A 21,954-nucleotide genomic window follows, 5' to 3' on the forward strand; every position below is an offset into this window, starting at 1 on the left:
CTGTGAACGCTCATCGTCCTTGTTTCAATCTTAGATGATTTTTGCACCCGCGTGCAAAAATTTCTTGCACGCGGGTGCAAAACTGGTTTTCAATGACGCAAGGGAATCGGGAGGATCTCAGAATGCGGGTAGGTTTGCTCGGTGCGGGACGCATCGGGACTGTTCATGCGCAGGCCATTTCTGCGCATCATGACAGCGAATTGGTCGCTGTTTCAGATGCGTTGAACGACAACGCGCAGGCGCTTGCAGCCACCTATGGCTGCGCCGTCCGCACCTCGGATGAGATCATCGCAGATAGCAGCATCGACGCGGTGTTGATTGCGACGTCCACGGATACGCATTCCGACCTGATCGAGGCCGCGGCCGCCGCAGGCAAGGCGGTGTTGTGTGAAAAGCCGGTGGACCTCAGCCTTGCGCGTGCCACTGCCTGCCTAGAGAATGTCGGCGATCGCGCCGCCAAGATCATGATCGGTTTCAATCGCCGGTTTGACCCCAGTTTTGGTGCGCTCAAATCCGCCATGATGGCGGGCGAAATCGGCAAGACCGAGCTTCTGTCGCTGACATCCTTTGATCCCGCGCCGCCACCCGTCAGCTACATCAAGGTTTCTGGCGGCTTGTTCCGCGATATGATGATCCATGATTTCGACATGGCGAATTTCATCATGGGGGCGACACCCGTGACCGTTTCCGCCGCAGGCACGTCCATCGTTGATCCTGCCATAGGCGAGGCGGGCGATGTGGACACGGCGGTCGTCACGATGACCTATGCCGATGGCCGGATCGCCGTGATCAAGAATTCGCGCCGCGCGGTCTATGGCTATGACCAGCGGGTCGAGGTTCTGGGGTCCGAAGGCCTGTTGCAGGCGCAGAACATGCTGGAAAACACCGTGGTCAAATCCACGGCATCCGGGGTGAGCAGCGCCAAGCCGACCTATTTTTTCCTCGAACGCTACATGCCGGCCTACAAGGCCGAATGGGCGGCCTTTGTCGCGGCGGTCAAGGGCGACACCGACATGCCTGTCGATCTGAACGACGGTGTCGCGGCCTTGGCGATGGCAGAGGCAGCAACGCGGTCCGCGCAGACGGGCCGCCCGGTCGATATGGCCGAAATCACAGGGAATTCGGACCGCGGGGAGGCGGCCTGAAAAGAGGCGCGCGCCCACATCGGGCGATGCGACATGCGCAGCCAATGCGCGTGAACAAGAGGCCGGGTTGACCGGCACGAATGGAAATCCAAGGGAGGAAAACCGAATGAAGACATTTATGAAAGGCGCAATCGCTGCTGGTGCAGTCGCTGTGGCCGCACCCGCGATGGCCCAGGATATCGCTGTCGTTGTCCACGGCCAGGCCAACGATGCGTTCTGGTCCGTGGTCAAGGCGGGCGTGGATCAGGCCGCAGCCGACACCGGTGCAAACGTGTCCTACAATTCGCCCGAAACCTTTGACATGGTTCTGATGTCGCAGCTGATCGACGCGGCCGTGAACGAAGAGCCGGACGGGTTGGTCATTTCGTTCCCCGATCCCGATGCGCTTGGGCCGTCGGTTGAACGCGCGATTGCCGCAGGCATCCCCGTCATCACCATCAACGCCGGTGGCGCACAGGCCAAGGAGCTGGGTGCCGCGATGCACGTCGGACAGGACGAATTTGATGCAGGCGTTGCCGCAGGCATGGCGCTGGCCGAGATGGGCGGCACCAATGCACTCTGCGTGAACCAGGAAGTCGGGAACATCTCCCTCGATCAGCGCTGCGCCGGTTTCGAAGAGGGGTTCGGCGGTAGCGTGACAGTCCTGCCGACCACCAACGATACCGCCGAGATCGAATCCAAGGTGTCCGCTGCGCTGGCATCTGACGACACCATCGACACCGTCATGGCGCTGGGCGCATCGACCGCGGGCGAACCTTCGGTTGCCGCCGTCAAGGCATCGGGCCGTGACGTGAACGTGGCGACCTTTGATATGTCCGCAGGCTTCCTTCAGTCGGTTGTGGACGGTGACGCTGCATTCGCACTGGACCAGCAGCAGTATCTGCAGGGTTACATGGGTGTCGCGATCATGGCGCTGCAGGCCAAATTCGGCCTGATGCCCGGCGGCGACATCGCCTCTGGTCCGAACCTGATCACCGCCGACAAGGCCGCCCAGGTGATCGATCTGTCCGCGCAGGGCCTGCGCTAAGCGCACTCGACATGAAACAGAAGGCGGCGCAGTTTTGCGCCGCCTTCGATAAATCTCGAAGAGGGCGTCATGAGCGACACTACACCAAATCAAACCACGGATGAACGGATCAAGGCAGAGCCCCTGATTTCGCGTCTGATGAAAAGACCCGAACTGGGTGCAATCGCGGGCGTCATACTGGTCGCCATCTTCTTTGTGATTACCGCGGATTCCGCGATGTTCACGGCTTCTGGCATCATCAACTTTCTTACACCGGCGGCACAGCTGGGAATTTTGGCAATCGGCGCTGCCCTGTTGATGATCGGTGGCGAATTCGATCTGTCGATCGGATCGATGGTTGCCTTTGCCGGTCTGTTCTTTGGTGTCTGCGTCATGGTCTGGGGGCTGCCGCTGATCGTCGCAATCCCGGTCACCTTCGTGTTCTCTGCCTTTGTCGGCGCAATCAACGGGTTCATCGTGATCCGGTCCGGTCTGCCGTCATTCATTGTGACGCTGGCATTTCTCTTTATCCTGCGTGGCCTGTCGCTGGTGGGCCTGAAATGGGCCTCTGGCGGGTCGACGCAGCTGCGCGGCGTGCGTGATGCGACCGAAAACGACTGGCTTGCCCCCGTGTTTTCCGGCGATGCATTTCCGGGATTTTTCGCCTGGCTGGCTGAACGCGGGCTGGTCGAAACATTCAGCAACGGCACGCCCAAGGTGACGGGGATCCCGGTCGAGATCCTGTGGTTCATCGTGCTGGCGCTGGTTGCAACCTATGTTCTGCTGCGCACCCCTGCCGGAAACTGGATCTTTGCTGCAGGCGGCGACACGACGGCTGCGTCCAATTCGGGTGTCCCGGTGAACCGCATCAAGATTTCACTGTTCATGGTGACGGCGTGCTGTGCGGCGCTGGTGGCGATCATCACCGTGATCGACGCAGGTTCGACCGACGCGCGGCGCGGTTTTCAAAAGGAATTCGAGGCGATCATCGCCGCGGTGATCGGGGGCTGTCTGCTGACGGGCGGCTATGGGTCGGCAATCGGCGCATTCTTTGGCTCCATCATCTTTGGCATGGTGGTGATCGGCCTGACCTACACGAATTTCGACCAGGACTGGTTCCAGGTGTTCCTGGGCGGGATGCTGCTGATCGCGGTTCTGTTCAACAATGCCATTCGCAAGCGCGTCACGGGAGAGCGTTGATATGACCGATGACAGCAAATTCCATCATGGCGCCGTCGATGACCGTGTCGCACCGATTGTCCAGATGCAGGACATCCAGAAACACTTTGGCAACATCATCGCCTTGGCAGGTGTCAGTTTCGATATCCGGCCCGGAGAATGTCACTGCCTGCTGGGTGACAACGGCGCGGGCAAGTCGACATTCATCAAGACCATGTCGGGCGTTCATCAGCCCACACACGGCAAGATCCTGTTCGAGGGCAAGCCGATGAGCTTTGCCACGCCGCGCGATTCAATGGAGGCCGGGATCGCCACAGTGTTCCAGGACCTTGCGATGATCCCGCTGATGTCGGTGGCGCGCAACTTCTTCATGGGGCGTGAACCCACCAAGGGGCGTGGTCTGTTCAAGCGGTTCGACGTCGAACTGGCCAATGAGATCACCATGACGGAAATGCGCAAGATGGGCATCAACCTGCGCGGACCCGATCAGGCGGTCGGCACGCTGTCGGGTGGCGAACGCCAGACGGTTGCGATTGCCCGTGCGGTCTATTTCGGTGCCAAGGTGCTGATCCTGGATGAGCCGACCTCGGCGCTGGGTGTACGCCAGACATCCAATGTGCTGGCCACGATCGACAAGGTGCGCAAGCAGGGCGTCGGCGTCGTCTTTATAAGCCACAACGTGCGGCACGCGCTGGCGGTCGGTGATCGTTTCACCGTGCTGAACCGGGGCAAGACGCTGGGGACGGCCAAGCGCGGCGAAATCACCCCCGAAGAATTGCAGGACCTGATGGCGGGCGGCCAGGAACTGGCCCAGCTCGAGGGGTCGCTCGGCGGGACGGTCTGACGACATTTATCGCATACCATTCAGTGTCCTCCCAGGAACGTTGAAATGGTTCGAGGGGCTGACAGGGCCGTTCCTGTCAGCCCCTCACACTGAAATTTCCGAAAAACAGGTGCGTCACATGACGAAACTTGATCTCATCACGATTGGCCGATCCTCCGTGGATCTCTATGGCGCGCAGATCGGCGGCCGGTTGGAGGACATGGGGTCGTTCGACAAATATATCGGCGGCAGTCCGACGAACATCGCCTGCGGCACCGCCCGTCTGGGCCTGAAATCCGCCGTGATCACCGCCGTTGGTGACGAACACATGGGCCGTTTCATCACCGAACAGCTGACGCGCGAGGGGGTCAGCACCGACGGGGTCAAGGTGGACCCCGAACGTCTGACCGCGCTGGTCCTGCTGGGCATCCGGGATCAGGAACAGTTTCCACTGATTTTCTATCGTGAAAACTGCGCGGACATGGGGCTGACGGTCGATGACATAGACCCTGCGTTCATCCAGTCGGCCCGCGCCGTCGTGGCCACCGGCACGCATCTGAGCCATCCGCAGGTCGAGGCCGCGACGATCAAGGCGCTGGAGATCGCGCGCGCGGCCGGTCTGCAAACCGCATTGGATATCGATTACCGTCCAAACCTCTGGGGCGTGGCCGGGCATGGCGACGGCGAAAACCGTTTTGTCGCAAGCGATGCGGTCACGACGAAACTGCAATCCACGCTGCATCTGTTCGACCTCATCGTAGGCACCGAAGAGGAATTTCATATCGCGGGCGGGACAACCGATACGATTGCAGCATTGCGTGCCGTCCGGGCCGTCAGCGGTGCCACACTGGTGTGCAAGCGGGGCGCTGATGGGGCGGTGGCCTTTGTCGGTGAAATTCCCGACAGTCTGGACGATGGCGCGGCAGGTCCGGGTTTCCCGATCGAGGTGTTCAACGTGCTGGGGGCCGGTGACGGTTTCATGTCCGGCCTGCTGAAAGGCTGGCTGGACGGAGTGGATTGGCCAACGGCGCTGAAATACGCAAACGCCTGCGGTGCCTTTGCGGTCAGCCGCCATGGCTGCACGCCCGCCTATCCGTCGTGGGAAGAGCTGCAATTTTTCTTTGCGCGCGGGATCAAGCGTCCGGACCTGCGCAATGATGCGGAACTGGAACAGGTCCATTGGGCCACCAACCGGTCGGGTGACTGGTCCACGGTCAGGACCTTTGCGTTCGATCACCGGCTCCAGCTGGAAGAGATGCAGGGCTATTCGCTGGAAAAGGGCGCAGCCTTCAAGGAATTGTGCCTTGCCGCCGCATTGAAGGTTCAGGACGGCAAGCCGGGCTATGGCATCTTGTGCGACAACCGGATCGGGCGGTCTGCCTTGCATCAGGCGTCCGGCACAGGCCTGTGGATCGGTCGTCCGACCGAACTGCCGGGATCGCGCCCTATCGCGTTCGAGCCGGAACTGGGCGAAGACCTGGGAAATCTGCGCGAATGGGCGCGTGAAAATGTCGTCAAACTGCTGGTGTTCTGCCACCCCGACGATGACGACAAGACGTTCAAGATGCAGATCGCGCGGGTCAAACGACTGTTCACGGCGGCGCGGCGCAACGGGCTGGAATTCCTGCTGGAAATCATCCCGTCCAAGGTCGGCCCCGTTGATGACCAGACATCCGCCACGCTGATCCAGTCTTTCTACGACGCGGGCGTCTATCCAGACTGGTGGAAGCTGGAGCCGTTCAAGACCGATGCGGCATGGGTAAATGCCGTCGCCGCAATCGAGAGAAACGATCCGCGGACCCGCGGGATCGTCGTGCTGGGGTTGGACGCGCCCGAAGCTGAACTGGCGGCCAGTTTCGCGCTTGCCGCGCGCCAACCCTTGGTCAAGGGTTTCGCGGTGGGGCGCACCATCTTTGGTGATGCGGCGCGGGCCTGGCTCAAGGGTGATATGGACGACGATGCGGCCATATCGCAGATGGTCGGTCGCTATTCCCGGCTTTGCGATATCTGGGACAAGGCGCGGGCCGATGCCCGCCTGAACGAGGAGTGATCCGATGACCAAGACGATCCGACTGACGGCCGCACAGGCCATGGTGCGCTATATCGCGGCCCAGCAGAACGCCGATGGCGACCGCTTTGTCGAAGGCTGCTGGGCGATCTTTGGGCACGGCAACGTCGCCGGGATCGGCGAGGCGCTGCATGCGGCCAAGGAAACATTTCCGACGTGGCGCGGCCACAACGAACAGACAATGGCGCATGCCGCCATCGCCTACGCCAAGCAGTCGGGTCGTCGCAAGGCCATGGCCGTGACGTCCTCGATCGGGCCGGGGGCGGCCAACATGGTGACGGCGGCGGCGCTTGCGCATGTGAACCGTTTGCCGGTCCTGCTGATCCCCGGCGACGTCTTTGCCGATCGTGGCCCCGACCCGGTTTTGCAACAGGTCGAGGACTGGACCGACGGCACGGTGACCGTCAACGACATCTTTAAACCGGTGACGCGCTATTTCGACCGTATCATGCGCCCCGAACAGCTGTTGACGGCCCTGCCACGGGCATTCCGGGTCATGACCGACCCGGCCGAATGTGGCCCGGTGTGTCTGTCGTTCTGTCAGGACGTACAGGCCGAAGCCTATGATTTCCCCGAAAGCTTCTTTGAACCAAAGGTCTGGCATCAGCGCCGTATGCGCCCCGACACACAAGAGTTGCAGGATGTGGCCGACCTGATCCGCAAGGCGAAACGTCCGGTGATCGTGGCGGGCGGCGGGGTGCATTACAGCGGTGCCACCGACGCGCTCGCGGCCTTTGCGGAGGCACACAACATCCCGGTGACCGAAACGCAGGCCGGCAAATCCGCGCTGCCGTGGGATCATCCGCTGAACATGGGGCCGATCGGTGTGACCGGTGGCGCAGCCGCGAACACGGTCTGCGCCGAGGCTGACGTGGTAATCGGAATAGGCACCCGTTTTCAGGATTTCACCACCGGATCATGGGGCCTGTTCGCCAATCCCGTGCGCAAGCTGATTTCCCTGAACGTCGCGGCCTATGACGCGATGAAACATGGTGCGGTGCCGTTGCAATCTGACGCCCTGATCGGCTTGCAGGAATTGGGGGATCTGCTGAAAGGCCACGTCTCTCCCGGTGCGGTTGACGGGCTCAAGTCCGACTGGTTCGCGCAGGTCGATCCGCTGACCGACGCCCCTGACGGCAATACGCTGGCCACCGACATGCAAGTGATCGGTGCCGTGCAGCGCGCCGCCCACGAACAGACCGTTGTCATGTGCGCAGCCGGGACCATGCCGGGCGAATTGCACAAGCTGTGGAAGGCGGGCAAACCCGGCAGCTATCACATGGAATACGGTTTCAGCTGCATGGGCTATGAAATCGCGGGCGCGATGGGCATCAAGATGGCCGAGCCCCATCGCGATGTGATCTGTTTCACCGGCGACGGCACCTATATGATGGCCAATTCCGAAATGGCGACGGCGGCGATGATGGGGATACCCTTTACCGTCGTGGTCACGGACAATCGTGGCTATGGCTGCATCAACCGATTGCAGATGGGCACCGGCGGGGCAGAGTTCAACAACCTGCTGGACCACGCCATCGGCGGTGAAAATTCCAGGATCGACTTTGCAAAGCACGCGGAATCCATGGGGGCCGTCAGCATCAAGGTCAGTTCGATCGCAGAGCTGGAACAGGCGCTGACGCGCCGGGCAGAGGCCAAGGGCCCCTATGTGATTGTCATTGACACAGACCCCTACCCCAGCACCGAACCGGGGGGCACCTGGTGGGATGTGGGTGTGCCAGAGGTCAGCACCCGTGCCGAAGTGAATGCCGCGCGTGCGGCCTATGAAACCAACAAGAAAAAACAAAGGGCCGACTGATGTCTGTCAAAATCGGAATTTCGCTGATCGCGTGGCAAAACGACGATCTGCCAGAGCTGACCAAGGACTATACCACCGAAGGTGCCATGCAGGACGCTGCCCGGATCGGCTACAAGGGGGTCGAACGTGGCCGCCGGATGCCGGCCGATACGGATGGCCTGCGTGCCTATCTAGACACATACGGGGTCGTGCTGTGCGGCGGTTGGTGTTCGGGCAACCTGATGGTCACGACGGTGGCCGAGGAACAGGCGGCGATCCGTCAGCAGGTCGAACAATTCGCGGCCCTCAATGCGCCCTGTATCGTCTATGCCGAATGTTCAAACACCATTCAGGGCATGCTGAACACGCCCGTCAGTCAGCGCCCCAAGCTGTCCCGCGACGAGGTGCTGGCCTATGCCGCAAAACTGTCCGAGGTCGCCAAGTGGTCCGCCGACACGGGGGTCACGCTCAGCTATCATCATCACATGGGGGCGATGGTCCAGGACGCCGAGGACATCGACTGGCTGATGGAAGGGTCCACCGATGATCTGACCCTGCTTTACGATACAGGTCATCTGCATTTTGCGGGTGCCGATCCGGTGGCGGTTCTGGACAAATGGGGGCACCGCGTCAGTCACGTGCACTTCAAGGATGTGCGCCAGCCGGTGCTGGACTGGGTGAACGCGCAGGACAAAAGCTTTCTCGATGGGGTTGCTGCGGGGGTTTACTCCGTGCCGGGTGACCCCGAGGGGTGCATCGATTTTCAGGCGATCACCGACAAGCTCGCGAAAATGGATTACCACGGCTGGATCGTGGTCGAGGCGGAACAGGACCCGGCCAAGGCCGCGCCCTATGAATATTCCAAAATCGGCTTTGACCATATCACCGCGATCTGTGGTCGGTCCGGCCTGACAATCGAGGGATGACCGACATGGCTGACCTGCTGAAAAAACCGTTCGGAACCCGTGGCAAGGTGCATCAGATCACACCCGAGAGCGCGGGCTGGCGCTATGTCGGGTTCTCTTTGTACCGGCTGCGGGCCGGCGATACCGCAGCCGAGGTGACGGGCGACCGCGAAGTCATTCTGGTAATGGTCGAAGGCAAGGCCGCGGTGAACGGCGCGGGACAGGACTGGGGCGTGTTGGGCGACCGGATGAACGTTTTCGAGAAAACGCCACCGCATTCCCTGTATCTGCCCAATGGCACCGCATGGGAGGCAAAGGCCGAAACCGATTGCGTCATTGCCGTCTGTTCCGCCCCCGGCATCGGCGGCCATGCCGCGCGCCGGATCGGACCTGACGGGATCACGCTGACCGAACGTGGCAAGGGCACGAACACCCGTCACATCAACAACATCGCCATGGAAAACGAGGATTTTTGCGACAGCCTGCTGGTGACAGAGGTGTTCACCCCGGCGGGCCATTGGTCATCCTATCCCAGCCACCGGCATGACGAAGACGATTTTCCGCGGATCACCTACCTCGAGGAGACGTATTACCATCGTCTGAACCCGGCCAATGGGTTCGGCGTGCAGCGGGTCTATACGGACGACGGCCTGTTGGATGAAACAATGGCCGTGAGCGACGGCGACGTGGTTCTGGTTCCGCGTGGGCATCATCCTTGCGGCGCGCCCTACGGGTTCGAGATGTACTACCTCAATGTGATGGCGGGACCGTTGCGCAAATGGCGGTTCGTCGCGGCCCCCGAGGTCGCGTGGATCATGGAAAGGGACGCCTGACATGACCGCAGCGTTTCAACTGGCCGCCTGTGCAGAAATGCTCTGGCAGGACAGGCCGATTGCCTGGCGTGCGGCCAGATTGCACGAAATGGGTTTCGGCGTCGGTCTGTGGAACTGGCCCGCATGGGATATCGACGCGCTGGAACGGACCGGTGCCCATTTTACAATCATGAACGGCTACCTCGAAGGGCGTCTGGCCGATGACGACGGGGCCGAGATGCTGCTGAAATCTGCCCTTGAAACGGTGCAGATCGGCAAGAGGTTGGGCGTGGACCGGTTGAACCTGCACGGCACCGGATTAGGCGATGGCGGAATCCCGATCCGGCAGCACGATGTGACAACCGGGGCAATGTGGCTCAAGGCGCGTGATACGCTCAATCGCGTCTGCGATCTGGCGGAAACCCATGATGTCGTCTTTACGCTGGAAAATCTGAACCAGCTGGATCATCCGGGCTGTCCGTTCGGCTCGACGGCCGATGTGCTCGCACTTGTGTCGCAGATCGACCGCCCGCAACTGTACATCAATCTGGACCTGTATCATACCCAGATCGGCGAGGGTGACCTGATCCGCTGGTGTGAAAAATGCCTGCCCTGGATCGGAGAGGTTCAGGTGGCCGACAATCCGGGCCGCTGCGAGCCCGGCACGGGCGAGGTGAACTACAAGGCCGTGGCCCAGGCTCTGCACCGGATCGGATATGCAGGCCCGGTCGCCCTCGAATCCTTTGCCAAAGGCACGGATGAGGCCGCACTGGAGGCGTTTCGCGCTGCGTTCACGCTGTAGCCGCGCCTTAGGTCGCCATGCGGTTTCTTCACGCTGGCCGGTGTTTGATGGCACGGCACTTTTCCCCTGCGGCGCAATAGGCTAGGACGACGCGATATGTCGCCAAACAAGGGGCCGGGTGCGTGAAATTTTCTTTGTCGTGGTTGAAAACCCATTTGGACACCGATGCTTCTGTCGAAGAGATTGCGGAAACCTTGACAGATCTCGGGCTCGAGGTTGAAGGCATCGAAAATCCGGCCGAACGTTTGCGCGACTTTACAATCGGTTACGTGGCCTCGGCGGAAAAGCATCCTGATGCGGACAAGTTGCGGGTTTGCCAAGTCGAAACCAAGGATGGATTGCAGCAGATCATCTGTGGTGCGCCGAATGCGCGGCAGGGGATCACCGTCGTCGTGGCGCATCCCGGCGTCTATGTTCCCGGAATCGACACCACGATCGGCGTGGGCAAAATCCGCGGCATCGAAAGTTTCGGCATGATGGCGTCCGAGCGCGAGCTTGAACTGTCCGAAGAGCATGACGGCATCATCGAACTGCCGCAGGGCGATGTCGGGCAAAGCTTTGCCGATTGGTTGGCGCAGCACGATCCCGCGCGGGTCGATCCTGTCATCGAAATTGCGATCACCCCAAACCGTCCCGATGCGCTGGGCGTGCGCGGCGTGGCGCGTGATCTGGCGGCACGCGGGATCGGCAAGCTGCGCCCGCTTGCAGCGCCGGCCTTGCAGGGCAACGGTGCCCCGGCGGTCGGTGTGTCGATCGCAGATGATACCCAGGACGGGTGTCCCGTGTTTTGTGGTCGTCTGATCGAGGGTGTGACGAATGGCCCGTCCCCCGCGTGGTTGCAGCAGCGTCTGACGTCCATCGGTTTGCGGCCGATCAGCTTCCTTGTGGATGTGACGAATTTCTACACCTACGACCTGAACCGCCCGTTGCATGTCTTTGACGCGGACAAGGTATCTGGCGATCTGCGCGTTCACCGTGCATCGGGTGGCGAAGAGATCGTCGCGCTGGATGACAAGACCTACACGCTGTCCGCAGGTCAGATCGTGATTTCCGACGACAACGGACCCGTCAGCATCGCAGGTATCATGGGCGGCGCGGCGACAGGCTGCACCGCCGATACAACCCGCGTTTTTGTTGAAAGCGCCTATTGGGACCCGGTGCAGATTGCCTACGCAGGCCGCGCCTTGCGGATCAATTCCGATGCCCGCTACCGGTTCGAGCGCGGGATTGATCCTGCGTTCACGCCAGAGGGTCTGGACCATGCCTGTGCGTTGATCGTGGACACGGTCGGCGGTCAGGTCAGCGACATGGTGACCGCCGGTGCCGTGCCTGACGTGGCGCGCAGCTATCGGCTGGATACTGACCGTGTCATCAGCCTTGTGGGCATGGATATTCCGGCCGACACACAGCGCCAAACCCTGACTGCGCTGGGGTTTGTTCTGGACGGCGATCAGGCCCATGTGCCCAGCTGGCGGCCCGATGTGCAGGGCGAGGCTGATCTGGTCGAAGAAGTGGCACGCATCGCGTCGCTGACCAAATTGCAGGGAAAACCGTTGCCACGCACTCAGCCCGGCGTTCCCAAACCGGTTCTGACGCCACAGCAGGCCCGCGCACAGGCGGCGCGGCGCACGGCAGCAGCGCTGGGTTACAACGAATGCGTGACCTATAGCTTTATCGATGCGGCCTCTGCCGCGATGTTCGGGGGCGGGTCCGATGCCACGCGTCTGGAAAACCCCATCAGTTCCGAAATGTCACATATGCGCCCCGCGTTGCTGCCGGGTCTGTTGCAGGCCGCCGCACGTAACCAGACGCGTGGGATCGCTGACATGGCCCTGTTCGAGGTCGGTGATATTTTTGCTGGCGGTGAACCGGGTGAACAATCACCTTGCGTGACTGGTATCCTGATCGGGCGCACCGGCCCCCGCGATACATTCGGCGCATCGCGCCCGGTGGACCTGTTCGACGCCAAGGCCGATGCCGAGGCGATCCTTGCGGCCATCGGTGCGCCTGCGAAATCGCAGGTGATGCGGGATGGGCCGGACTGGTTCCACCCCGGTCGGCATGGGCAAATCTGCCTGGGACCGAAAAAGGTTCTGGGTATCTTCGGAGAGCTGCATCCAAAGGTGCTGGCCGATATGGGGGTCAAGGGACCGGCAGTCGGGTTCACGTTGTTCCCTGCCGAAGTTCCCCTTCCGCGGTCCAAGACCAATACGCGCCCGGCATTGACGGCAACCGATTTGCAGGCGGTCGAACGTGATTTTGCCTTTGTTGTGGATGCGGATGTCCCCGCGCAGACGCTAATGAATGCGGCGGCCGGCGCGGACAAGGCGTTGATCGCAGAGGTGCGTCTGTTCGATGAATTCATCGGCGGCAATCTGGGCGAGGGCAAGAAATCCCTTGCGATCACGGTGCGGTTGCAGCCGACCGAAGCGACCTTGACCGATAAACAGATCGAGGCGGTTGGCGCACAGATCGTGGCCAAGGTCACCAAGGCAACAGGCGGCGCATTGCGCAGCTGACGAGGGGAACGCGATGAAAGTCTACCTGTCTGGCGAAATCCATACGGACTGGCGTGACCGGATCACCGCGGCTGCCGCTGATCTGGACGTGACGTTTGCCGGACCGGTGACGGATCATGCCGCCTCTGACGATTGCGGTGTGGCCATCATGGGGGCCGAGGACCAGAAATTCTGGCACGATCACAAGGGTGCGAAATTGAATGCCATTCGCACCCGCCAGGGGATCGAAAGCGCGGACATCGTCGTTGTGCGGTTCGGCGACCAATACAAGCAGTGGAATGCAGCCTTTGATGCAGGCATGGCCGCAGCGCTGGGCAAATCGCTGATCGTGATGCATGGACCGGACCATCAGCATGCCCTGAAAGAGGTCGACGCCGCCGCATTGGCCGTCGTCGAGACACCGCAACAGGTGGTTGATATCCTGACCTATGTCCTGAACGGGACGCTGCCCGATTGACCTTGACCCCCATTTTTCGTGGCCGGTCGCGCGCAAATGCCGCGGTTTCGTCAACTCTGTGTAGAAAAAGCTATCTTTTTTTTAGAATGGCTCTTAATCGTCCTTGGCATCCGGGAATTGCGGCATGACGCCGCATAAGGTTTGGGGAACAAAAACACATGCTTCAGGAATTCAAAGATTTCATCGCCAAGGGCAATGTCATGGACTTGGCGGTCGGTATCATCATTGGTGCTGCGTTCACGGCAATCGTTTCGTCGCTGGTCGCGGACCTGATCAATCCGTTCATCGGCCTCGTGCTGGGCGGCGTTGATTTTACGTCCATGTATGTCGTGCTGTCCGGTGATGTCGCCGCAGGCACAGGCCTTGATGCGGCGCGCGAGACAGGTGCAGCCATTTTTGCCTACGGCGCATTCATTACGGCGTGCATCAATTTCCTGATCATTGCGTTTGTCGTGTTCATGCTGGTCAAGGCTGTGAACCGTCTCAAGGCGGTTTCGGAAAAGCCTGATGATGTCGCACCCGAGGTGGAAACCGGCCCGTCCGAACTGGATGTCCTGCTGGAAATCCGCGACAGCCTGCGCAAGTAAGCCAGCGCTCCTATCGCTAAAAAACGAAAAGCCTGCCATGCGGCAGGCTTTTTTCGTGGTGCAGATGTGCAGTATCTATTTGCGACGGGCACCCTGAGGGCTGGCACTGTTTCGCGCGTGCAGACTGTCGTCGTCAGCCTCGTCCTTTGGAAGACGTGTCATCGCGTGAATCAGGATGGCTGCCAGCAACACAGCGGCCATTCCTGCCAAGAAAACTTCGGTGCTCATTTATCTGCCTCATAAATCCGATACAGTCCAACCCGGCTGCAAATGGATTGTTCCGACCAAACCAAGTTAAAGTTTTTGTGACAGTGCGCAGAGGCGATCGTGCAACACATCATCGCACGTCAGTCAGTAGTCCAGCGCGTCCGGAATGTTCGATGTGATTGCAAATGACAGTGTCCGGGTTCGGATGCCGTCACTTTCTGTCGTCTCGAAGTCGCTGCCAAGCTGCATCGCAAAGGCGCGCATCAATTGCGCGCCGGTCTTTACCTCGGTTGTCGTCCGATGGTCCGGCTTTACGGCGTATGGGCTCCGGCAAATGATGAGTGCGGTGCCGGGCGAGACGATCTTGAGACTGATATGCAGAAATCCGGGATTTTCGGCAGTTGGCACCGGCATGTCGCGAACGGCTTGGGCACCGGTTTCGCCGATGAACAATGACATGGGCACGGCCTGATCGGGGATCAGGCTAAAGGTGTCGCAGGTCAGCCGCGTATCCGCCTTTGGATGGGTGGCGGACAGCGCGTCGAACAGCGTGCTCGACACCTCTTGCATCAGTGGTTCGGCCTCTGCACGTCCGAGGTTATCGCTCTTGTACAAAAGACGGTGCACCGTCGCGAGACCTATGATCCGGGCGTGCAAACGCTTGAGCTTGTTGCGCGCGAAGTTATCCTCACTGGCGCGGATTTCCATGTTGATGATCGAAGAGATCATCTGAAGGTTGTTTTTGACCCTGTGGTGGATTTCCTTGAGCAGAACGTTCTTTTCACGCAAGGAATCTTCCATGCGGGCCTCGTCGTCCATGAGGTCGTAGGCCATGTTGCCAAAGGTTTTTTCCAGTTCGAACAGTTCCGTCGGCAGGCGTTCCATCTGATTGGTGTTCGGCAATGACCTGTTCACGGCAAATAGCCGCATGCGTTTTTGCAGGTCCCGGATGGGGGCCACGACAAGGCGATGGACGGCAAAATAGGCGACCAGAAGACTGGCGAACCACATCAGAACCGGCAGGGAAAACGTTGGTAGCACCGTTCCGGGCGGTTGCAGTCCCGCATCGGCGGGGTCCCAGCTGCCGACGGCGTAGGCAACACCCGGTATCAGGGCGGCGGTCGTCAGAACCTGATGATGACCGTCAGGTCTCTGGTTGCGCACGACCCGCCGTTGCGGGTCAAAGATCGATCCGTTTTTTTGGGGTTCGACAAGCGATCTGACAACGGCCGGGTCCAGCGGTTCGCCCTGGGTGGAAATGACATCGCCGGTCTGGTTGTAGATCACCATCGACAACGGCTGATCATCGATCGTCATGTCCTGCTGCTGGGTCAGAACATCCGTCGGAATGGCGATCGCGACCTGCCCCACAACGGTGTCATTATTCAGGATCGGTTGCAGCAAGACCGCGAAACTGCGCCCATTGCCGGTGATATCACCAAGCGGCACGATGGATTGAACCGCCGACGAAGAACGTGACCGAATTTCCTCGTCGATCAGCTCTTCGCTGATCGGGGTGCGCAAGGACGAGCACAGGATCGGCGCACCAACCGGCACGAAGCCGATAAAACTGTAGATCGGACTGTTTTCGACCAGGCGACTGACGGCGGCAGAGCATCGTTCTGGATCGCCAACCAGCTCTGGGTACATTTCCGCGATGGCAGATGCAGAGCCGATCCCGCTTTGGATTGCGCGGCGTTCACCCGACGATCCAAGTTCGGTCCGCGCGATCAGGCTCAGCTCTGTGCGTTCGCGCAGGGTTTCGTCCAGATCCTTTGTCTGCCAGATGGCCAACATGCCGATCGGCAAAAGGGCAAGCGAAAGAAAGGCGACGACGCGAAACGGAAGCCCGCGGAGGAACCGAAACGATTCCTCGCTATCCGCCCGCCCCTGCGGCATCAGAATGCAGAACTGCCATTGCTGCTGACGACCGCGACAGTCGCCTTGTCGGTCAGTTCCACGGGGCCATCTTCGTCCAGATACATCAGTTCCGCCAGGCGCTTGCGCCCCCGGTTGGCCCGGCTCTTGATCGTTCCGACAGCCACACCGCACATTTCCGCAGCCTCTTCGTAGGAAAAGCCTGACGCACCGACCAAAATCAGGGTCTCGCGTTGTTCGTCAGGCAGCTTGGCAAAGGCCGTCTGGAAATCCGCCATCTGCAAGTGACCATCATGGGCCGGTTTTTCGGCCATGTTTTCGGTGAAAATCCCGTCGACATCCGCAACTTCACGCTTTGCCTTGCGCCGGCTGGAATAGAACGTGTTGCGCAAGATCGTGAACAACCAGGCGCGCATGTTGGTGCCTGCTTCGTATTTGTCGATATTCGTCCATGCCTTGACCACGGTATCCTGCACCATGTCGTCAGCCGTCGCACCATTCCGCGTGAGCGAAATTGCAAAGGCCCTCAATGCAGGAAGATGTACCACCAGTTCATCGCGAGGATCGGCGTTCACGATGCATCACCGGATTTGCTGTCTTGCGCCTTGAGCTGTTCGAGAAGCTGTTTGAAACGGTCAGGCAATTCAGCTTCTTCCTGAGCCTGAAAAACGCGCTTGAGATTCTCATCGATCTGCTGTCGCGCTTTTTCGCTGCTTGGGTCGTTGGACATTGGTTAGACCGTCTTTATGTTTGGTTTCTGCAATTGCTTGCGGAACCCAAACGCGCCACAGCGCGTTAGGTTCCCACGAACAGGGACAAGATTGGAATAATATATGGCGAGCGCGTCTGCCAACCAGGATATCACAACGGCAATTGGGACGTACCTCCCGTATCTGCGGCGCTACGCGCGGGCACTGACCGGATCGCAATCGAGTGGTGACGCCTATGCGGCTGCCACGCTCGAGGCCATTCTGGAAGATCGCAGCATTTTCGACATGCAGATTTCTGCCAAATCGGCGTTGTTCAAGACGCTGCACATGATGTGGTCCAGCACGGACCTGTCCGGCCCGGGCGAAAGCCCTGTCGGCATCGAAGGTGCAGCCCTGCGGCATCTGGCAAAGCTGACGACCAACACGCGCGAGGCGCTGTTGCTCAATACCATCGAAGAATTTTCCTTTGCCGAAATCGCCGACATCATGTCGATCGACGAGGCCGAGGCGGAACATCTGGTCAGCGTCGCGCATCGCGAAATGGCTGACAGCATCGCAGGCCGCATCCTGATCATCGAGGACGAGGCAATCATTGCCATGGATCTCGAGGCGTTGGTGTCCGACATGGGCCACAAGGTCACGGGCATCGCCCGCACCCATGAGGGCGCTGTCAAACTGGGCACGTCGGAAAAACCGGACCTGATCCTTGCGGATATTCAGCTGGCAGACAATTCCTCTGGCATCGACGCTGTGAACGAGCTGTTGCAGACGTTTGGTGACATGCCTGTGATTTTCATCACGGCCTTCCCGGAACGACTGCTGACGGGCGACAAGCCAGAGCCTGCCTTCCTGATCGCCAAGCCCTACACCGAAGAACAGGTCCGTTCAGCGGTCGCACAGGCGATGTTCTTTTCGTCGACCGAGACGCTGAACGCAGGCTGATCAGATCGGCAGGGCTGTCGTTGATCTGACGGTCCGCAACGCGAAACTCGACTGCATCTGCGCGACGCCGGGAAGGCGCGCCAGATGCCGTCTGTGGATACGGGCGAAATCCTCGGTGTCGCGCGCAACCACTTTCAGCAGATAATCCGCTGATCCTGCCATCAAATGGCATTCCAGCACATCCGGAATCAGACGCACGGCCCGTTCGAATGCGTCCAGCAGTTCGTCGGCCTGTCCGGACAGTGTGATTTCGACAAAGACCGTGGTCGACAGGCCGATGTTGCGCGCATTCACGATTGCGACGTATCCGCCGATCACCCCCAGTTTTTCCAGACGCTGCACCCTGCGATGGCAGGCCGAGGCGGACAGGTGCACCTTGTCCGCCAGTTCCGCGTTCGTCATGCGGCCGTCGCGCTGCAATGCCGCCATCAGCCGGAGATCTGTCGCGTCTAAATCCGTCATGCGCAAAAATGTCCCGAAATAATGCGACTAGACGCATGATTTTTCAAATGTGATCGCTATCAGCGGTAATGAATTCGACAAATTTTCGCAAGGGCGGCGCGACAGTGGTGCAAACGCAAACAGTGGAGTCCCCCATGCACATCGGCTGCCCCAAAGAAATAAAACCCCAAGAGTTTCGCGTCGGCCTGACGCCGAATGCCGCGCACGAGGCGGTGTTGCACGGTCACACGGTCACCGTCGAAACAGAGGCAGGTGTCGGGGCGGGTTTCAGCGACGCTGACTACATCGCGGCAGGTGTCCGGATCGCCGCAAACGCAGCCGATGTCTTTGCCGAAGCGAATATGATCGTAAAGGTAAAGGAACCCCAGCCGATCGAACGCCAGATGTTGCGCGAGGGGCAGATCCTGTTCACCTACCTGCATCTTGCGCCTGATGCGGCACAGACGCAGGACCTGATCGCCTCTGGTGCGACCTGCATCGCCTATGAAACCGTCACGGATCGCAACGGCGGCTTGCCGCTGCTGGCCCCCATGTCCGAAGTCGCCGGTCGGTTGGCCCCGCAGGTCGGTGCCTGGACCCTGCAAAAGGCGAATGGCGGTCGGGGTGTTCTGATGGGTGGCGTGCCGGGTGTCGGACCCGCGCGCGTTGCCGTCATCGGTGGCGGGGTCGTCGGGACGCAGGCCGCGCGGATCGCCGCTGGCATGGGCGCGGATGTGACGGTGCTGGACCGGTCGTTGCCGCGTCTGCGCTATCTCGATGACACCTTTGGCGGGGTGTTCAAGACCGGCTTTGCCAGCGCAGGCAACACGATCGAACTGGCGATGCAGGCGGATATGATTATCGGTGCCGTCCTCATTCCCGGTGCGGCCGCGCCCAAGCTCATCAGTCGCGCGCAGCTTTCTGATCTCAAGCCGGGTGCGGCTCTGGTCGACGTGGCGATCGATCAGGGCGGTTGCTTTGAAACATCGCGGGCAACGACACATCAGGATCCGATCTATGATGTGGATGGGATCATGCACTATTGCGTGGCCAACATGCCGGGTGCGGTTGCCCGCACCAGCACCATCGCCTTGGGAAATGCCACGATGCCATTCATGCTGGCGCTGGCAGACAAGGGGTGGCGGCAGGCTTGCAGTGACGATCCGCATCTGCTGGCGGGCCTGAACGTGCACGCAGGTCAGGTCACCTATGCCGCCGTAGGCGCTGCACTGGGGATCGACACCATCGACCCGCAGGATGCGCTTAGACAGTAATATCTTCTTCCGGCTGGTCGAGCGTTTCGACCAGCCGCTCCAGCCGATGTCGCTGGGCGTGGTCGGATGGCATCCGTTGGATCAGTGACTGGGCAAGGTCGCGGTGCCGCAAACGCGCCATGCGGTCCGTGACCGTATAGGGGGCCGCGCGTTCGAACGGCCCCAGAAGGTCGCCGAAATCGGTGTGATGGATCGCGACCCGCTGTGGCGTGATCGGGTGAAGTCCGCCTTTGTACAGCAGCCCGTCCATCAGTCCTGCATGCAGCCAGTTCAGGCAGTTCATCGCCGTGAACGGATCGTTGAACCCCGGCGACAGCGCGCGCGCAATCATCTCGCACAGCTGATCGCCGATAAATGGCGTCGCCTGATCCTCGGTGCGGGCATTTCCCGTCGCAAAGGCGTCGCGCAGCCCCTTGATTTGCGAATCCGTCAGCGCCTTGGACGATTTGACCGACGCTACCGATACATGGGGGCTGATAAAGCTACCGGGGGTGTGCATCACGTCGATCAGCCAGTCATGCCGTCGCGCCTGTTCGTTCAGCGCAGCCACATCCATCTGTTGGATGTAACCGGCTGTTTTCAGGTGCAGATCGGTCGTGATCTGGTCGGTGCGCGGTGAAATCTGTTCGATCTCGATGGTCGGGCGGGTCTCGATCAGCTGGCGAATGTCACGGCCGAAACGATGCCCCAGGTCGGACGCGATGTTCGATACGTTGATCGTCTCGGGGACATGGTGGACGTAGTATATCATTGTAAAGATGGCGATCACCATCAGCACCATTGCAACGACCATTGCATATTGCGCAACGAACGGTGCCTGACCGTCTATCGGCCCTTTCATCGCGCGCAGGATGAACATGTTGTAGGTAAAGACGCCCAACAGCAGGCCGAAGCTGATCTGCGTCCCGCGATCGCGCATGAAATTTCCGATCAACCGCGGTCCAAAGGTATCGGCAGCAAAGCTGACGGCGACCAGCGTCATTGAAAACATGACCCCGGCCACACCGATGACCGCGGTCGCCATGGTGGCAAGGGTCTGGCGGGCCCCGTCGCCTTGCGTGTCAATCCACGCATCGGGTAGCCCGAATGGCAGGTCTTGTGCGTTGCGGTCGATCCATTCCATGCCGAATGCGAGGATCAATGACGCGATGACGAAGCCCGATGGCACAGCCCAGTAGCTGGCGCGCACGTCATCCAGCAGCTTGCGCACCAAGGCGCGTCCCGGCACGGCGGACATCTAGCCCTGCGCCTTATTGGGTTGTGCTGTCGCAATCTGTTCGATCTGGAGGGGCTCGTTGAACGTCAGCGTCTGGTAGGTGAACGGAATCTCGATGCCGGCATCGTCCAGCGCGCGTTTGACTGCGCCGACGACCTGATCACGGCTGGTGCGAATGTCGATGGGCCGCGATCCGGTCCACCAGGTCACTTCGAAATCAATGGACGACGCCCCAAAGGCCTGCGCGAAAATCTGGACATCTTTGACGTCGTCACGCACCGATTCCACGTTCTTGACCGCCTGTGTAATGACGCTGCGCGCCTCGTCCACGTCAGCATCATAGGCCACGCCGCACATCACCGTCGTGCGGCGCAGATCCCGATTGGTGCGCACGGTCACGGGGTTTGAAAACAGCGTATGGTTCGGCATCACGATCAACTGGCCATCGGTCATGCGCACGCGGCTGTCCCGGATCGTGATGTCCTCGATCCGGCCTTCATGCCCGTCGACCTCGATGTAGTCGCCAATGCTGAAAGGTTCGCGCAGCAGGATCAGGATACCGGCGAGAAAGTTCTCGAATGTATCCTTGAACGCGAAACCGATCGCCACGGACCCAAGGCCCAGTGTCGTCAATGCCTTGCCGGGGGTGATGGACGGAAAAACAACGGCAAGCGCAATCAGGATGCCGATCAGCCAGATGGCAGTCGACGCGACGAGGGCGAACACGTCCTTGAGGTTCTGACGCAAATGCAGTCTGCGGCCGACCTTGCCGATCAGCAGCCGGACGATGGCGACAGCGCACCACGTCAGCAAGATCAGCACCAGCGCAAGTCCGATCCGGGGCGATGCCGCGATCAGCCCGTTGATGTAATTGCCCAAGGTTGCAAAGAGCGTTTCAGTCACGTCGATGTTATTCATGACAGCCAACGCGCCCTGACCCTGCTCGGTTCCGATGGTGCAAAACCAGCCTGCAGAAAAAACCTGACATTTTTTGGGAACCAAGCGTGGGGTCTGGTGTTCATGTCATATCAAGGCAGCGTCCCCTGTCTTGATAAAATGCGGCCGGTCCGGGTTCTCCTCCCCGATTATTGCCGGTTCGGCTGCTGCATTCCTCCCTCCGACGTTTCGTCGACTGATCCGGAACCCTCGTGGTTCCGGATCTTTGGGCGGTGACCACAGGAGAACATG

21 protein-coding genes are annotated in these 21,954 nt (G+C 60.3%); 14 read left to right on the forward strand and 7 right to left on the reverse strand.

Going from position 1 to position 21,954, the window contains the following annotated elements; genetic code table 11:
* Positions 1-122: 122 nt before the first annotated feature.
* From iolG to mscL, 12 genes are all read left to right on the forward strand, one after another.
* Positions 123-1,145, forward strand: a complete 1,023-nt coding sequence (iolG, locus tag AN189_RS02475) for an inositol 2-dehydrogenase (RefSeq protein WP_056030429.1) — start codon at positions 123-125, stop codon at positions 1,143-1,145.
* A 106-nt stretch (positions 1,146-1,251) separates the two neighbouring features.
* Positions 1,252-2,172, forward strand: a complete 921-nt coding sequence (locus tag AN189_RS02480; RefSeq protein ID WP_056030432.1) for a substrate-binding domain-containing protein — start codon at positions 1,252-1,254, stop codon at positions 2,170-2,172.
* 69 nt (positions 2,173-2,241) lie between these two features.
* Positions 2,242-3,351: an ABC transporter permease gene (locus tag AN189_RS02485; RefSeq protein ID WP_056030435.1), complete on the forward strand. Its 1,110-nt coding sequence runs from the start codon at positions 2,242-2,244 to the stop codon at positions 3,349-3,351.
* 1 nt (position 3,352) lies between these two features.
* Positions 3,353-4,174: an ATP-binding cassette domain-containing protein gene (locus AN189_RS02490; RefSeq protein WP_056030438.1), complete on the forward strand. Its 822-nt coding sequence runs from the start codon at positions 3,353-3,355 to the stop codon at positions 4,172-4,174.
* A 118-nt stretch (positions 4,175-4,292) separates the two neighbouring features.
* On the forward strand, positions 4,293-6,203 hold the full coding sequence (gene iolC / locus AN189_RS02495; RefSeq protein ID WP_056030740.1) for a 5-dehydro-2-deoxygluconokinase: 1,911 nt from the start codon (positions 4,293-4,295) through the stop codon (positions 6,201-6,203).
* Positions 6,204-6,207: 4 nt separating this feature from the next.
* Positions 6,208-8,037, forward strand: a complete 1,830-nt coding sequence (gene iolD / locus AN189_RS02500; RefSeq protein ID WP_056030441.1) for a 3D-(3,5/4)-trihydroxycyclohexane-1,2-dione acylhydrolase (decyclizing) — start codon at positions 6,208-6,210, stop codon at positions 8,035-8,037.
* Positions 8,037-8,942, forward strand: coding sequence for a myo-inosose-2 dehydratase (gene iolE, locus AN189_RS02505; protein WP_056030443.1), 906 nt, complete (start codon positions 8,037-8,039; stop codon positions 8,940-8,942). The genes iolD and iolE overlap by 1 nt, the downstream gene beginning before the upstream one ends.
* A 5-nt stretch (positions 8,943-8,947) precedes the next feature.
* A complete protein-coding gene (gene iolB / locus AN189_RS02510; protein ID WP_056030743.1) occupies positions 8,948-9,754 on the forward strand; it encodes a 5-deoxy-glucuronate isomerase in 807 nt (268 codons plus the stop codon).
* Between the two features lies 1 nt (position 9,755).
* Positions 9,756-10,535: a TIM barrel protein gene (locus tag AN189_RS02515; RefSeq protein WP_056030446.1), complete on the forward strand. Its 780-nt coding sequence runs from the start codon at positions 9,756-9,758 to the stop codon at positions 10,533-10,535.
* Between the two features lie 122 nt (positions 10,536-10,657).
* A complete protein-coding gene (gene pheT, locus AN189_RS02520; protein ID WP_056030449.1) occupies positions 10,658-13,054 on the forward strand; it encodes a phenylalanine--tRNA ligase subunit beta in 2,397 nt (798 codons plus the stop codon).
* 13 nt (positions 13,055-13,067) lie between these two features.
* Positions 13,068-13,511, forward strand: a complete 444-nt coding sequence (locus AN189_RS02525) for a YtoQ family protein (protein ID WP_056030452.1) — start codon at positions 13,068-13,070, stop codon at positions 13,509-13,511.
* A 158-nt stretch (positions 13,512-13,669) separates the two neighbouring features.
* Positions 13,670-14,098, forward strand: coding sequence for a large conductance mechanosensitive channel protein MscL (gene mscL / locus AN189_RS02530; protein ID WP_056030455.1), 429 nt, complete (start codon positions 13,670-13,672; stop codon positions 14,096-14,098).
* 75 nt (positions 14,099-14,173) lie between these two features.
* On the opposite strand, the gene AN189_RS19060 is transcribed toward mscL, so the two are convergent.
* From AN189_RS19060 to AN189_RS19715, 4 genes are all read right to left on the reverse strand, one after another.
* Entirely contained in the window at positions 14,174-14,326 is a 153-nt protein-coding gene (locus AN189_RS19060) for a hypothetical protein (RefSeq protein ID WP_157057351.1), read from the reverse strand.
* A gap of 123 nt (positions 14,327-14,449) precedes the next feature.
* Positions 14,450-16,102, reverse strand: a complete 1,653-nt coding sequence (locus AN189_RS02535; protein ID WP_172794840.1) for a sensor histidine kinase — start codon at positions 16,100-16,102, stop codon at positions 14,450-14,452.
* Positions 16,103-16,203: 101 nt separating this feature from the next.
* Positions 16,204-16,761 (reverse strand): RNA polymerase sigma factor, encoded by a 558-nt coding sequence (locus AN189_RS02540; RefSeq protein WP_056030461.1) that lies wholly within the window; start codon positions 16,759-16,761, stop codon positions 16,204-16,206.
* Positions 16,755-16,913, reverse strand: a complete 159-nt coding sequence (locus AN189_RS19715; protein WP_083484211.1) for a NepR family anti-sigma factor — start codon at positions 16,911-16,913, stop codon at positions 16,755-16,757. Before AN189_RS19715 ends, AN189_RS02540 begins: the two co-directional genes overlap by 7 nt.
* 103 nt (positions 16,914-17,016) lie before the next feature.
* Here AN189_RS19715 and AN189_RS02550 point away from each other — a divergent pair, with 103 nt between their 5' ends.
* A complete protein-coding gene (locus AN189_RS02550) occupies positions 17,017-17,835 on the forward strand; it encodes a response regulator (RefSeq protein WP_056030466.1) in 819 nt (272 codons plus the stop codon).
* Here the strand turns inward: AN189_RS02550 and AN189_RS02555 are convergent, their stop codons facing one another.
* Positions 17,836-18,297 (reverse strand): Lrp/AsnC family transcriptional regulator, encoded by a 462-nt coding sequence (locus tag AN189_RS02555; protein ID WP_056030470.1) that lies wholly within the window; start codon positions 18,295-18,297, stop codon positions 17,836-17,838. It lies immediately after the preceding gene.
* A gap of 134 nt (positions 18,298-18,431) precedes the next feature.
* On the opposite strand from AN189_RS02555, the gene ald reads away from it, so the two are divergent.
* Entirely contained in the window at positions 18,432-19,550 is a 1,119-nt protein-coding gene (gene ald, locus AN189_RS02560; protein ID WP_056030747.1) for an alanine dehydrogenase, read from the forward strand.
* Here ald and AN189_RS02565 read toward each other — a convergent pair.
* The gene (locus tag AN189_RS02565; protein WP_056030473.1) at positions 19,540-20,787 is read right to left on the reverse strand and encodes a DUF2254 domain-containing protein; all 1,248 of its coding nucleotides are present in this window, start codon (positions 20,785-20,787) and stop codon (positions 19,540-19,542) included. The genes ald and AN189_RS02565 overlap by 11 nt on opposite strands.
* On the reverse strand, positions 20,788-21,684 hold the full coding sequence (locus AN189_RS02570; RefSeq protein WP_083484226.1) for a mechanosensitive ion channel family protein: 897 nt from the start codon (positions 21,682-21,684) through the stop codon (positions 20,788-20,790).
* Positions 21,685-21,954 lie beyond the last annotated feature (270 nt).

Source organism: Loktanella sp. 3ANDIMAR09 (assembly GCF_001420005.1).
Lineage (GTDB): Bacteria > Pseudomonadota > Alphaproteobacteria > Rhodobacterales > Rhodobacteraceae > Loktanella.

Excerpts from the sequence above, each read along its gene's own strand:
- mscL (WP_056030455.1), top strand. The coding sequence starts at position 13,670 with ATGCTTCAGGAATTCAAAGATTTCATCGCCAAGGGCAATGTCATGGAC.
- iolC (WP_056030740.1), top strand. The coding sequence starts at position 4,293 with ATGACGAAACTTGATCTCATCACGATTGGCCGATCCTCCGTGGATCTC.
- ald (WP_056030747.1), top strand. The coding sequence starts at position 18,432 with ATGCACATCGGCTGCCCCAAAGAAATAAAACCCCAAGAGTTTCGCGTC.
- iolE (WP_056030443.1), top strand. The coding sequence starts at position 8,037 with ATGTCTGTCAAAATCGGAATTTCGCTGATCGCGTGGCAAAACGACGAT.
- AN189_RS02555 (WP_056030470.1), bottom strand. The coding sequence starts at position 18,297 with ATGACGGATTTAGACGCGACAGATCTCCGGCTGATGGCGGCATTGCAG.
- AN189_RS02525 (WP_056030452.1), top strand. The coding sequence starts at position 13,068 with ATGAAAGTCTACCTGTCTGGCGAAATCCATACGGACTGGCGTGACCGG.
- AN189_RS02515 (WP_056030446.1), top strand. The coding sequence starts at position 9,756 with ATGACCGCAGCGTTTCAACTGGCCGCCTGTGCAGAAATGCTCTGGCAG.
- AN189_RS02550 (WP_056030466.1), top strand. The coding sequence starts at position 17,017 with ATGGCGAGCGCGTCTGCCAACCAGGATATCACAACGGCAATTGGGACG.
- AN189_RS19060 (WP_157057351.1), bottom strand. The coding sequence starts at position 14,326 with ATGAGCACCGAAGTTTTCTTGGCAGGAATGGCCGCTGTGTTGCTGGCA.
- AN189_RS02480 (WP_056030432.1), top strand. The coding sequence starts at position 1,252 with ATGAAGACATTTATGAAAGGCGCAATCGCTGCTGGTGCAGTCGCTGTG.
- AN189_RS02490 (WP_056030438.1), top strand. The coding sequence starts at position 3,353 with ATGACCGATGACAGCAAATTCCATCATGGCGCCGTCGATGACCGTGTC.
- iolD (WP_056030441.1), top strand. The coding sequence starts at position 6,208 with ATGACCAAGACGATCCGACTGACGGCCGCACAGGCCATGGTGCGCTAT.
- AN189_RS02535 (WP_172794840.1), bottom strand. The coding sequence starts at position 16,102 with ATGTTGGCCATCTGGCAGACAAAGGATCTGGACGAAACCCTGCGCGAA.
- AN189_RS19715 (WP_083484211.1), bottom strand. The coding sequence starts at position 16,913 with ATGTCCAACGACCCAAGCAGCGAAAAAGCGCGACAGCAGATCGATGAG.
- AN189_RS02570 (WP_083484226.1), bottom strand. The coding sequence starts at position 21,684 with ATGAATAACATCGACGTGACTGAAACGCTCTTTGCAACCTTGGGCAAT.
- iolB (WP_056030743.1), top strand. The coding sequence starts at position 8,948 with ATGGCTGACCTGCTGAAAAAACCGTTCGGAACCCGTGGCAAGGTGCAT.
- AN189_RS02565 (WP_056030473.1), bottom strand. The coding sequence starts at position 20,787 with ATGTCCGCCGTGCCGGGACGCGCCTTGGTGCGCAAGCTGCTGGATGAC.
- iolG (WP_056030429.1), top strand. The coding sequence starts at position 123 with ATGCGGGTAGGTTTGCTCGGTGCGGGACGCATCGGGACTGTTCATGCG.
- AN189_RS02485 (WP_056030435.1), top strand. The coding sequence starts at position 2,242 with ATGAGCGACACTACACCAAATCAAACCACGGATGAACGGATCAAGGCA.